Annotated in this window: 12 protein-coding genes; 2 read left to right on the top strand and 10 right to left on the bottom strand. The window is 36.3% G+C overall.

Annotated elements, in window-relative coordinates; genetic code table 11:
- Nucleotides 1-5: 5 nt before the first annotated feature.
- From ACIP9W_RS00985 to ACIP9W_RS00970, 4 genes are read right to left on the bottom strand one after another with little or no spacing between them, the layout of a single operon-like run.
- The gene (locus tag ACIP9W_RS00985) at nucleotides 6-1091 is read right to left on the bottom strand and encodes an NAD(P)H-dependent flavin oxidoreductase (protein WP_400785931.1); all 1086 of its coding nucleotides are present in this window, start codon (nucleotides 1089-1091) and stop codon (nucleotides 6-8) included.
- A gap of 50 nt (nucleotides 1092-1141) precedes the next feature.
- Nucleotides 1142-1678: a GrpB family protein gene (locus ACIP9W_RS00980; protein ID WP_400785201.1), complete on the bottom strand. Its 537-nt coding sequence runs from the start codon at nucleotides 1676-1678 to the stop codon at nucleotides 1142-1144.
- Nucleotides 1671-2231 (bottom strand): ribonuclease FAU-1 family protein, encoded by a 561-nt coding sequence (locus tag ACIP9W_RS00975; protein ID WP_400785199.1) that lies wholly within the window; start codon nucleotides 2229-2231, stop codon nucleotides 1671-1673. Before ACIP9W_RS00975 ends, ACIP9W_RS00980 begins: the two co-directional genes overlap by 8 nt.
- A 15-nt stretch (nucleotides 2232-2246) precedes the next feature.
- A complete protein-coding gene (locus ACIP9W_RS00970; RefSeq protein WP_400785929.1) occupies nucleotides 2247-2480 on the bottom strand; it encodes a hypothetical protein in 234 nt (77 codons plus the stop codon).
- Nucleotides 2481-2655: 175 nt separating this feature from the next.
- Between ACIP9W_RS00970 and ACIP9W_RS00965 the strand changes: the two genes are divergently transcribed.
- Nucleotides 2656-3798 carry an MFS transporter gene (locus ACIP9W_RS00965; protein ID WP_400785197.1) on the top strand — a complete coding sequence of 381 codons (1143 nt, stop codon included), beginning with the start codon at nucleotides 2656-2658 and terminating at the stop codon, nucleotides 3796-3798.
- Nucleotides 3799-3997: 199 nt separating this feature from the next.
- Nucleotides 3998-5293, top strand: a complete 1296-nt coding sequence (gene rpoN / locus ACIP9W_RS00960) for an RNA polymerase factor sigma-54 (protein ID WP_400785195.1) — start codon at nucleotides 3998-4000, stop codon at nucleotides 5291-5293.
- A 68-nt stretch (nucleotides 5294-5361) separates the two neighbouring features.
- On the opposite strand, the gene ACIP9W_RS00955 is transcribed toward rpoN, so the two are convergent.
- The 6 genes from ACIP9W_RS00955 to ACIP9W_RS00930 all read right to left on the bottom strand — a co-directional run bounded on the left by ACIP9W_RS00955 (nucleotide 5362) and on the right by ACIP9W_RS00930 (nucleotide 13169).
- Nucleotides 5362-5664, bottom strand: a complete 303-nt coding sequence (locus ACIP9W_RS00955; protein ID WP_400785193.1) for an AtuA-related protein — start codon at nucleotides 5662-5664, stop codon at nucleotides 5362-5364.
- Nucleotides 5651-6979: an acyclic terpene utilization AtuA family protein gene (locus ACIP9W_RS00950; protein ID WP_400785192.1), complete on the bottom strand. Its 1329-nt coding sequence runs from the start codon at nucleotides 6977-6979 to the stop codon at nucleotides 5651-5653. Before ACIP9W_RS00950 ends, ACIP9W_RS00955 begins: the two co-directional genes overlap by 14 nt.
- 10 nt (nucleotides 6980-6989) lie before the next feature.
- A complete protein-coding gene (locus tag ACIP9W_RS00945; protein WP_400785190.1) occupies nucleotides 6990-8285 on the bottom strand; it encodes a CitMHS family transporter in 1296 nt (431 codons plus the stop codon).
- Between the two features lie 261 nt (nucleotides 8286-8546).
- Nucleotides 8547-9884: a sigma-54 interaction domain-containing protein gene (locus tag ACIP9W_RS00940; RefSeq protein WP_400785188.1), complete on the bottom strand. Its 1338-nt coding sequence runs from the start codon at nucleotides 9882-9884 to the stop codon at nucleotides 8547-8549.
- 310 nt (nucleotides 9885-10194) lie between these two features.
- Complete coding sequence (locus ACIP9W_RS00935) at nucleotides 10195-11646, bottom strand: alanine/glycine:cation symporter family protein (RefSeq protein WP_400785186.1); 1452 nt, start codon at nucleotides 11644-11646, stop codon at nucleotides 10195-10197.
- Nucleotides 11647-12011: 365 nt separating this feature from the next.
- Nucleotides 12012-13169, bottom strand: coding sequence for a M20 aminoacylase family protein (locus ACIP9W_RS00930; RefSeq protein ID WP_400785184.1), 1158 nt, complete (start codon nucleotides 13167-13169; stop codon nucleotides 12012-12014).
- Between the last annotated feature and the right edge of the window lie 63 nt (nucleotides 13170-13232).

Raw genomic sequence — 13232 nt, 5'->3', positions numbered from 1 at the left:
CTAAATCATCCTTTTTCGGCGTGTTTAATAATTCGTTGTATGAGCATTTCTACTGTTTCATTTTTTGCTAGTGTTGGACTTTGACCTGACCAAAGCGACATAAAATCTTTATTATTTTGTGAGGATGAAGCTTTTCGAATCGATTGAGTGAATGTATTTTGGACTGGGAATGGCAGGATATCCGCCTCGAGCTTTTGCATTTCGGTTGTAAATTTGTTTTGAATACCTCTTGCCCATTTACCAGAGAATGCACGGGTAAAAATTGTATCTTCATCTTTCGCTTGTAAAATTGCTTCTTTGTGAACTGGATGCGCACCACTTTCCTCACAAGTTAAAAAGGCCGTACCCATTTGAACTGCTTTTGCTCCTAAGGATAAAGAAGCTAATAACCCTCTTCCATCCATTATACCTCCAGCCGCAATTACTGGTATTGAGACATGGTCTGAAACTTGTGGAATCAACGACATTAAACCAACTAAGCTTTCCTCATGATTACTTATAAAGTTACCCCTATGTCCCCCTGCTTCACTTCCTTGCACTACAACCGCATCCATCCCTAATTTTTCAATAGCTTTTGCCTCCACAACTGATGTAGCAGTACCTATTAAAATGATTCCATGTTGCTTTAATTGTGAAATAATTTCAATAGAAGGAACACCGAAAGTAAAGGAACAAATGGGTACTTTTTCTTCCATGATGACTTTAATTTGCTCATTGTATTCTTCGAATGCATCATCCTTATTGGGAATCACGCTTTGTTCATTTTCAATGTTTAATTGGGCTTGGAATTTATGCAATAGCTTACTTGCTTTATCTATTTCATCTTCCATTACCTGAAAATCGTTCGGCACAAATAAGTTAACTCCAAAGCATTTGGATGTCAGTTCCTTTACTTCCCGAATTTGTTCCTGTAATTGGGTAGGACTTAAATATCCGGCCCCAATCATCCCAAGTGCACCATTATTTGAAACAGCGGCTACTAATTTGGAAGTAGTAATTCCTCCTGCCATTGGCGCTTGAATGATCGGATAGTCTATCTTTAACAGTTTTGTGAGTAGATTCGTTAACATATTTACCTCCCGTTTAGCAATTTAATTGATAACTCGATTTCTTTTGATACTAAAAACATACGAACAAAAAATTATTGTGTCCGCTCACTTTTATCAGCAGCTTTATACCATCTAAGTGCATCTCGTTCAATTCCCGATGCTAGTTGCTCTTTTCCATTAATATACGATTCAATATTGTATGGAAACTGCCTAGCTAACGATTCTTTTAAATCACCATACTTCTTTTTAACATTTGGATGTGTATTCAAGTAATCTCGAAAAGCAAGATGTCTTTCAATCCCGGGATTGCCAACTTCATACATGTGGACATGATGCGTCCGATCATTACCTCCCTTTTGAAAATACCTTCTGCCAGGAAGACCGTTTTCACCTTTTGGTTCATACCCATTAGCAATCATTGCCTTATTAAAGTGATCAATTTTTGAAATATCCCGAACTACTGGCATCATATCAATAATTGGTTTGGCACTCAATCCATCAACCGAAGTGCTTCCAATATGATGAATCCGTTGAATTTCGGTTCCAAAAATCGTTTTAAGCAATACTGCTTCTTCCTCAAATCTATCCTTCCAATCTGCTAAATACGCTTCTACCACTACTTTACGCATGCCCATTTTCCGCCTTTTTCAACTGTCCTTCTAAAACTTTTCTATGAATTTTTGAAAGGTCAAGTAGATTAAATTGTTCTTCCTTTAAACAAGTAGTAATCCTAGCAGCTTCATACTTTGCTAAATCATACATCTTCTGATTGATACTACCGCTTTCAAGCGCTTCCTCTAATTCCTCTTCATCTAATTGAAATACTTCTCCGGAAGGTAAAACAACAATATCTAGAATTAAATCATCCATCCACGGAATATTATTCTCTAAACCTACCTCATGGCAGATATCGATATACCATTGCACGATTTCCCCCCTAGCATCAAACATCGTAGTGACAGAATAATTTCTCCCCAACGGAAAATGCTGTAGCCATGTATAATCATTATCTACTATACAAATTTTCTTTTCTTCGTATTGCACCCAAAGCGGCTCAGTAACTTGAAGTAGATTTAAAAGAGAAATGTATCCTGTAAAATCTTTTGACACAACGTAAGATTGTGCATACTCCCTTTGAATAATTCGTTTCCAATCTGAACGATTCCCATATTTTCTCAACATTCTATTCTACATCCTCTACTTTCTTCGCTCATTTCCACGTTTAAAGTTCCCAGTAATTTTCGCTATAACTAATTGCTCTTCTTTTTTGTCTGCGGCCTCTTCAATTCTTTCTAAAAATTTTTCTGCCTCCTTGCCTTTTAAGGTTTTCACTCGTTTTCCGTGAAATAAGATGAAAACTGTATCATCTTTTGTAATTTGATAACTAAATGGTTTTTCATCCAAACGATTTCTTTTATCTATATTACTCATCATGTGACCTCCAAATTTGCTTATTATTCATTTTCTCTATAAGGAAGGATTTTTCCTCTTTACGATTCTATAAGTTAGTTAAATATGCTATGATATCCCTTCTGAATATTTTATTCACTACCATAGTCAGATACAATTAAAGGAATCATTTCCGTACTAAGTAAGGAGAATTCATTTGAAAGTACATGTTTTATTAAAAGGATATAACTTTTTATTTTTCGGCTTGCTTGCACTCTTTATTCCTTTTTTACCAGTATATTTAGGACAACAAGGATTATCGGCTAGTGAGATAGGTTTAATCGTTGGAACTGGTGGTTTTGTGACTCTAATTGCACAACCGCTATGGGGCTTTATAAGTGATAAAACGAAAACAATTCGTAAAGTAATGCTAGTGCTCGTTTGTTTTACTGCTGTTTCGGGTTATTTTTTGTTTAACGTAGATAGCTATGTATTGCTTGTTGTTTTGGCATTGTTCGTTTATTTTTTCCTTATGCCTCTCGATCCATTGACGGAGAGCTTGAATTTCACGGTTTCCGAAATGGCTCGCATCAGCTATGGCTCCATTCGTACATATGGGGCACTCGGTTATGCTGTTTTGTCATTAATCGCTGGCTTTGCTATGGATCATTTTGGTATGAGCAGCATTGCGATACTATTTGTTTTGCTAGGCCTTATATCATTCGGCATTATTTGGTTTATGCCAAACGTTCAAGCTTCATCGAAACCAATCACAATGGCCGGACTTAAACGAGTATTATCAAATAAAGAAATGCTATTATTTTTACTCTTAGTATTTATTAGTTCCGTTCCAGCACGTATGAATGATACATTTTTAGGAATTCATATGCTAGCACTCGGTGGTGACGCTTCATTAGTAGGGGTTACTTTCTTCCTATCTGCCACTAGTGAAATTGTTATTTTTGCTTTAAGTTTCTGGTGGCTTCGAAAAGGTAAAGAGCTTGAGATGATTACGATTGCGACATTTTTCTATTTTGTCCGTTTCCTAGCATCTGCCTTTGTCGACAGTCCGCTGCTGCTAACCGCGGTTCAAATATTGCAAATGGTGACATTCCCTATTTTTTATACTGCCGCAATCCAATATTTATACCAAATCATGCCGAAAGAATGGAGAGCTACAGGCCAAACCGTTCTTGCGCTTTTGTTCTTTGGATTGTCCGGTATAATCGCGTCGTACGCTGGAGGATATATCTATCATGAACTAGGTGGCCATTCGTTTTATTTCATTATTTCCATCATGTCATTTATAGGCGTTTTGTTTGGTATTTTCTTAATGGTTCGTAAGCGTAAAAGAGGTTAATATGATTCTAATGGAGCTAGGCAAACAAAATCGCCTCGCTCCATTTTCTTTTTATACTCTCTTTCAAATAAAATAAACTATATCATACTATTAAAAATATTCTATTTTTGGATCGCCAATCAAATAATTCCGTAGTATAATAGGTAATAAATAAAAGAAAACGCTTTCAAACCAATAAGATTTTATGAGGGGGATAACTATGGAACTCGTTCTCAATCAAAGACAAGAACAAAGTTTAACGATGACTTTTCAGTTAAGGCAAGCCATTGAATTATTACAATACTCCACTTATGATCTTTATCAATATATAAAAGAAAAGGAATTAGAAAATCCACTAATAGAGCTTGAAGAACATTCGAAGGATTTTTCATCGGTTGAAAAGTCCACTAGAAACGTATCCTCCAGTTCAACTAAACAACTTATTGACTATGTAAAAGGTCGAGATATATGTAAGAGAGAAAAGCTATACCAGGAAGCTAAGTTATATTATAAAAAGAAAGAGGATCAGCAACTTCTTTACCATATCATTTATAATTTAGACGATAACGGCTATTTTCATATAACAGATCAAGACCCTTTTAACGAGAAAGCAATAGAAAGAGGTATTCATCTTCTCCAACAGATAGGACCAGTTGGAATTGGAGCTAGAAGCTTGCAAGAATGCTTGATCTTACAAGTAATGTATGAGTTTCCAGAAGAAAAATTAGTTCAAGCTTTACTTGAAGATCATTTTGATTTATTAGCAAATAGAAAATGGAATGAAATTGCACGGCTTATGAAAATTTCTTTGGCAGATGTAAAGGAAATGTACGATTTCATTCAAGCACTTGATCCAAAACCAAGTTTCAGTTGCTCTAATGATTCCATAGAATATGTAAATCCAGATATCATTGTGGAATATAAAGAAGGCAATTTCACGTATTATTTAAATGATGGTTACTTACCTGAGATTCACTTTAACAATGAATATGCAGGATTGCTTCAAGAAAAGGATGAAACATCCAAATACATAAACAATCAATACACTCAATATAAATGGTTGTTAAGTAGTATTGAGCAACGGCGTTCTACGATATTGAAAATAGTGAAAGTCTTGCTAGAAAAGCAAAGAAAGTTTTTTACAGAAGGGTATAGTTCCTTAAAGCCACTGACCTTAAAAGAAGTCGCAATGGAAATTGATATGCATGAATCCACCATAAGTCGAGCAACGATGCACAAAGTCATCCAGACACCACGTGGCTCATTTGATCTCAAGTCATTATTTACATCCAAGTTAGAAACAGCAGACGGAAGCTCTATTTCCCAAACTGAGGTAAAGGAGCTTTTAGCCAATTTCATAAAAAATGAAAACAAAACAAAGCCATTATCCGATCAAAAAATAGCCGATTATTTAAATACAGAAAATGGAATCAATATATCTAGACGAACAATCAGTAAATATCGTGAAGAACTCAATATTCCATCCTCTAGTTTGCGGAAGGAAATAAGTATTTGAGTTTCATAAATATAGGGGCAGCGGAAAGAAATCCGTTGCCCCTTCTTTTTAAATTGCAAACTTTCCTATCAATCTATTTCTAACTCTAACAAAGCAAAGCTTAACGACTTCCCGTGTGTATCTAGTGTTAAAGAAGTAGTGACCCCTGTTACCAGAGCTTCGGAACAGACGAACTGGAGCGCCTGAATGTTCTCAACGTCGTATCTTTTTACTTCCCCTTCTACAATTCCTTTTAAATGCTGCTTTACAACATCTGCAGTCAATCTCTCTTTTAAAAATTCATAATTAGACTCTTCATAAGGGATGACAGATAACGTAATAGAGTTCCCTTTATCCCCTGTTCGACAATGTGCAATATCATAAAGTTTCATTTGCTACATACTCCTTCAACTGGGTTTGGTAGCGGACTTGGTCTCGATCTATAAAAGTAGAAACTACACCAATCACTTCATTTACCACTTTCCTCGCACCGCCACCACCTGCTGGACCATTCGTATAAAGTGCTTCTACTTCTTCTCCTATTATCGCAGCTTCTGCCATCGATTTTGCTTTTCCGGCAACCCTTAAACGCACTTCATAAGGATCTGACTCTCGAAAGCTATTTCGGTGACAAGCATTCACTCCAATTAAATCAACCCGAAATTCACCAAATAAGTGACCAATTCTTTCTTGAATAATGTCGCCTGCTAGACTAGCCCTTGCCGTTGCATTGGGACCTGCGTAAGAGATTTCTCCTTCTCCAATATATCCAGCTTCATAGCCGATACTTACTTTTAACTTTTGTGGCATAGGAAGTCCTACTGCACCATCTACTTTTATCAGCCCCTCAGATATTTCCTCTAGTTTTACCGAAGTAAAATCTGCGATAACATCGGGGGTTATATAGGCATTTGGATCAACCACTTCATATAGTAATTGCTCTTTAGCTGTACGAAGCGTGATTTGTCCGCCGGTACTCTCTACTTTACTGAACGTCGCCGAGCCGTCAGCTAATATATCCGCAAAAGGAAATCCTAAATTCGCCATATCCTTTATATCTTTTTTTCCTGGATCTGCAAAATATCCACCTGTTAGTTGGCCAGCACATTCCAATAAATGTCCGATTACCGTTCCTTTAGCTAGTAAGTCATAATCATCTACTGACCAGTTAAATTCATGAATCATGGGTGCCAAAAACAAGGACGGATCTGCAATTCGACCTGCGATAATAATTTGTGCATCGGATGTTAAGGCGTCCAATAGAGCATCTACACCTATATACGCATTAGCCGAAACTATTTGTCCATGGTCTTTTAATGGTTTTTCCGTTTCCCAAGCTAAATCATCAGGAGAAATTTTAGTCAAAGTATCGTCTCCTGTTACAGCGGCAACTTTTAAGGTTATATTCAACTCTTTTGCAATTTCAATTATTTTATTTGCTCCGGCTATAGGATTTGCCGCGCCCATATTCGTAATAATCCTCACTTTTTTCCCAGAAATCTTTGGTATCAAGGATCTCATTCGTTTTTCTAACAGCACGTCATATCCAGTATGTGCATCTTGTTTTTTCCTTTTTTGCGCCAAAGCAATGGTTCTTTCTGCCAAACATTCTAATACTAAATAGTCTAAATTTGCTTGCTCCACTAATATTTCTGCTGGCTCAATACGATCTCCTGCAAAACCAGCTCCTGATCCAATTCGTATCATTTCATTCACCTCAAATTGATATTGCGCCTGTAAGTAAAGCAACAATTGTCATAACAATCGTCGTACCAAACGCCCATTTAAATATAAATTTCTGATGCTCAAACAAGTCAACCTTCGTTAAACCAATTAAAATAAATGTCGCTGCTGTTAAAGGACTTAATGGAAAACCAACGGTCATTTGACCAAGAATTGCTGCACGACCAATCTCATGTGGATTAATCCCTAAATTTGAAGCAGTTTCACTTATGATTGGCAATACGCCAAAATAGTACGCATCCGGTGTGAAAACTAAACTTAAAGGCATGCTCGTAATAGCTACAATAGTAGGCAAATAATTACCTAATGACTCTGGTATTAAACGAACAAGTGCCGAAGCCATCTCACCAATCATGCCAGTTCCATTTAATATTCCAGTAAAAATCCCTGCTGCAAAAATCATTGATGCAACTAATAAAACATTGCCTGCATGACTTAAAATACGTGCTTGCTGATCTGCATTTTTTGGATAGTTCACCATTAACGCGACAATAAAACCTACGATAAATACAACTGGCATCGGAAGCCAAACAAGTAGCAATGCACAAAGCATTAATAATGTAAGCAATAGGTTAAAGTAAAATAGTTTAGGTCGACGAATCTTTTTCGTTTCTTCATCTAACTCCAAATCAAAATCTATATTTTCTATATCAATAATACCTAAACGTTTCCGCTCTTTTCGCCCGATTAAATAACTCGCAACTAACACCCAAGCAATCCCGGCAACCATCGCTGGTATGACAGGATTAAATATATCTACTGCTTCCGCATTTAATGTAGTCATCGCACGTGCGGTTGGTCCACCCCACGGAATTATATTCATAACTCCAGCCCCAAGTGCAACTACTCCTGCCAAAATAAGTCGATTCATTCCCAGCTTTTCATATATAGGCAGCATGGCTGTGATAGTAATCATAAAAGTGGCAGATCCATTACCGTCAAGATGAACAATCATTGATAAAAATACTGTACCCATTACTACTTTTAGGGGGTCACCTTTTACGATTTGAATAATCTTTTTTATCATGGGATCAAATAATCCTACATCCATCATTAAACCAAAATACATAATTGCAAAAACTAACATAATTCCCGTTGGAGCTACTTGTATCAATCCATCAAGCATTAACCCTCCAATTTCTGCTCCAAATCCGCCAATAAGTCCGAAAATGATTGGGATAATAACTAACGATACGATGACAGATAGTTTTTTTGTAAAAATAGCTAATAAAAATACACCAATCGTCAAAAATCCTAATAAAGCTAACATCTAATTTCTCACTCCCTTATGTAATACACCCCTTCGTGCAATTTAGTGATATGCAAGTTCTGTGCCAACTCAGAAAACCTTTCGTCTTTGCTATTTTTCAATTTTTTGTCGTCTCGATATTCTAGTTTTTTAGAATGAAAGAATCACTTTATTGTCTCATCATAATAAAAGCGCAATTTCACTATGGAAATTACGCTTTTAAAACATCATTCTAGAATAATAGAATGATTACTATTTATTCTATTATTTTGGAATGAACTTTTATTCAAGTTCATATTTACGTATTTTATTATATAAACTCGCTAAGGAAATGCCTAAATTATTTGCTGCTAATTTTCTACCTTCAATATTCTTTTCATATCGCTTAAGCATGTGCTTTATGTACCTAGCTTCCACTGATGCAACTACTGATTTTAATGTCCCATCAGTTTGAATGTTATCTTCTATTATTTGATTTTTCATAACTTCAGGCAAATGATCCATTTCTATTATTCCATTATCCGCTAAGCAGGAAGCATAACTTAACATATTTTTTAATTCACGTACATTCCCCGGCCAACTATAGGACTGTAAAAACTGCATAACATCCTTACTTAAACGATAGTTGGGCGGTAAAAAGCGTTCTACTAGAAATGGGATATCTTCTCTTCGGTTACGTAAAGGAGGTATCGTTAAATGAGCAACATTTAATCGAAAATATAAATCTTGTCTAAATTTATTTTTCTGTGCCATTTGATTTAAGTCTTGATGTGTTGCGGCGATAATTCGAACATCTACATCTATCTCCGTTGAAGCCCCTATTCTTCGTACGGTTCCTTCCTGTAATACGCGAAGTAAATTTGCTTGTACATTATAGGATAAGTCACCAATCTCATCTAGAAACAGTGTGCCTTTATTAGCCATTTCAAATAATCCCACTTTACCGCCTTTTTTCGCGCTAGTAAATGCCCCATCTACATATCCAAACAGTTCACTTTCAATAAGCGTGTCTGGAATGGTAGCACAGTTTACAGCAATGAAGGGATGATTTCTTCTATCACTGGCTTCATGGATAGATTGGGAAAACAGCTCTTTTCCTGTACCACTTTCTCCAATTAGTAATACCGGCAAATTTGAATCCGCTATCTTTTTTGCAATATTTTTATTGTCGATCATCTCTGCACTTTGCGTAATAATTTGGTCAAATGTATATTTTACACTGGAAAGCGTTGAAATCTTTTCTTGTAATTCGATAACTTGCTTTACCTTCTTATTTAGCTCGTTGGATAGATCCTTTACTTCATTAATGCTTTTACAAACTGATACTGCTCCAATAATTTTACCGCTTTCTTCAATAGGAGCCATATCCACTACGTATGCTCGACCATTAATTTCACGATAAACACCAACTCTCGTTTTCCCGTCCTTCAACGTTTCCGGTAATTGAGCGCCTGGTCTATATGCAGAAAGTAGCTTTCCTATTATTTCTTTCCCTACCCCTGTGATCCTGGAATATTCCGGGTTAATAAATAGAACTTTTTCAAACTCATCGATGACTAATATTCCATCATTTATCGATGTGATCACTTGTTCCCACCATTTGTTTGAATAAATTCTCATGGCTCCCCTCCTGACTGCTGTTAGATACTAGATAACTATAATATAGCATCTTTTTAGTATACCCGTTATTGCTTAGCCCCAGTTATTCGGGTAAAAAAACAGTACCAGTTTCTAACACACTTCCGATTTGTGTTAGAAACTGGTACCTAAAATTAATCACGTAAAAAACATCTCTCCTGTAGCAAAAATCCTACTGGAGAGATGTTTCATATCCTATAGTAAAAATTTCTTATGATAAAGAGAAATAAAAAGATTATGAATATTCATTTAAAAAAGTACGTTATTGGGATATTTAGATGGATAATTCAAATTATACTACTCTTTTATTTTTAGTCTCCACATCTGTTGATTCCTTATAATGTGGTTCATCTACATATGATAAATCAATTTTTGTAATATCTAAATCATAATTCCATCTAGGATTATCGTTGCCTTTTTCAACTTCTCTAAAATAATGTTGATAAATGAATCTAACATATTTAAAAAGAAGCAGTAAAGATATAACGTTGATAAATACGATCATTCCTATGATTAGATCGACGGCTGCCCAAATGACATTCAATTCTACAACACTTGCAATAACAAGAATAACAGCTAGTACGACTCTGTATGATAAAATAGGATACTTCTTCTTTTCTTTAAAAATATAAGTTAAATTGGATTCACCATAACGCATATCTGCTAATAGTGTCGTAAATCCGAATAAAAACATTGCCAAAAATACAATCCAACTACCTAAATTTCCTAAAACAGAACCAAAAGCAGTTTGCAATAATAATATACCATCCTGTCCTGATTCTAATGATCCCGTCATCAAAATTGCCAATGCAGTAGCTGTACAAATAATAATGGTGGTGATAAAAGTACCAATCATCGCTAAAAATCCTTGGTCGACTGGATGTTTAACATCAGCAGAAGCATGCATCATTGCAGCAGAACCATTCCCTGCATCATTAGAAAACATTCCCCTAGCAACACCACTTCTAAATGCCTCTGCAACAGTCCACCCGACTACTCCACCAACTGCTGACTTCCCTGTGAATGCGCTTTCAAATATAGCACCAAAGATAGTTGGGATATAAGTAATGTTAATGATCACTATAAAAAGTACAACAGAAAAGTAAACAAATACCATGAAAGGGACAATGAAAGTCGATACATTTACTAATCTTTTCATTCCCCCGATGGTTACTAAAAATGCCAAAATCACAACAAATATTCCCGGAATAATAGGATTAATATTAACGACGCCCGTAAAAGCGTTTGCAATTGAATTCGTCTGAATAGAAGCGATGGCAATACCAATACCAAACACATAAAGAAGTGAAATTAGAATAGCCAATGGCTTATTTCTCAAGCCTTTTTCAATGTAATAAGCCGGTCCACCTTCGTAATTTCCGTCTTTATCTTTAATTCGAAAAGCTTGCCCTAGAACCGTTTCACTAAAACTTACTATCATACCAAACAACGCAGTCATCCACATCCAAAAAATGGCGCCGGGACCGCCTATAAATAATGCGCTACTCACCCCCACTAGACTCCCTGTACCTAATTGCCCGCCGAGTGCAGCCATTAAAGTACCAAATCCAGATAGTCCACCTTCGTCACCTTTTAAACTCTTTTTCATGGTACTAAAAGCCCGAATAAAATGTTTAATCTGAGGGAAACCTAGTTTAATAGTGAAGTATAAACCAACACCTAGTAAAGTGTATCCGATTACATTTGCCCATAGCCAATCTGTTATAGTATAGATTATTTGCATAATTAACACCCCTTCTATTTTCTACTCTATAGGACACAGAAACAAATGAAGATACAGCGTTGTACACTTGCTGCATCACTTGTCATTGTCATAACAGTTATTAACAATACTTCTTTCATACACTTGAGATACTGCAATAATACTGAATCTCGATGTGTAGGTTTATACTCCCCATTATATTGATCATCTAGAGTTTTCCAATATTTTCAAATTAGTTATTCCCACAGTTTTAATACAAGTATATTTGAATCCTTCCCTTTCATTTCAAAATGCGGACAAGTAATACGATAACCTTCAAAGAATGAAAGAGGGTTTCATGATAGAATCTAATTTGCAACCCCCTTATATTTGTGTACAACGATACCTCAAATTGGTAATTTCAAACGAACGATCTCTGCAAAAAATTCTGCTCCACGAACTAAATTTTCATCTTTATAATCAAACTTTGCATGGTGAAGCGGATATACTTCTTCTCCCTCACGCTTCCCACCTAGGAAGACATAGCATCCTGGAATTTTATCAATAAAATGCCCAAAATCCTCTGAACCCATCATCGGTTGTGCATGATCAACGACATTTGCTTCCCCAAGTACATTTGTAGCTGCTTGCACGGCTGTATGATGACACTCCTCCCAATTAATAGTTGTTGAAAAGGAGTTTCTATAAGTGAATTCGCAGGTTGCCCCGTTAGCTTCACAAATATTTTCACAAATGGCTTGCATTCTCTCTTTAATAAGAGATTGAACTTCTGGATTATAGCTTCTACAGTCACCGGTTATGACCACATTAGTAGGTATTACATTAACTGTACCGTCAGTATGAATTTCCGTACAAGAAACAACTGCGGTGTCGATCGGATCTATATTTCTTGCTACAATGGTTTGTAATGCCAGTATTATTTGAGAAGCGGTCACCAATGAGTCTACCCCCATGTTCGGAGCAGAAGCGTGTCCTCCTTTCCCTTTTATACGAATTTCAAAGTTATCCTCACTTGCACAAATTCCTCCAACTTTAGAATGGATTTGCCCCTCTGGTAAACCAGGCATATTGTGTAATCCATAAAATTCATCAATCGGGAATCGTTCGAATAAGCCATCTTTTAGCATTGCAAGTGCCCCTTCGCCATGTTCCTCTGCCGGTTGGAAAATGAAACGAACGGTTCCGTTAAAATTTTTGCGTTCAGCAAGTAATTTGGCCGCACCAAGTGCGGTAGTAACATGCCCATCATGCCCGCAAGCATGCATCTTACCAGGATATTTTGAAGCATATGGTAGATTGGTTTCTTCCTGAATGTTTAAAGCATCCATATCCGCACGAATTCCTATAATTCCTGAACCATCGCCATTTTTTAATGTACCAACTACTCCCGTTTTTCCTATTCCAGTAACCACTTCATAACCCATTTCTAGTAATTTTTCTGCAACAAATCGAGATGTATTTTCTTCTTCAAAAGCAGTTTCAGGATGTGAGTGAAGATAGTGCCTCCAATCGGTAAGCTGATTCTTCAAATTTTCATTGCTCATATTAACTACTCTCCCCCGTGACATAATTTGGTGATATCTTTTACTATATAAAGTAGCTCTGTC

The sequence above is a fragment of the Psychrobacillus sp. NPDC093180 genome (assembly GCF_044754065.1).
Lineage (GTDB): Bacteria > Bacillota > Bacilli > Bacillales_A > Planococcaceae > Psychrobacillus.
The sequence above is the reverse complement of the archived record's forward strand: the minus strand, read 5'-3'. Positions and strand labels throughout refer to the sequence as shown.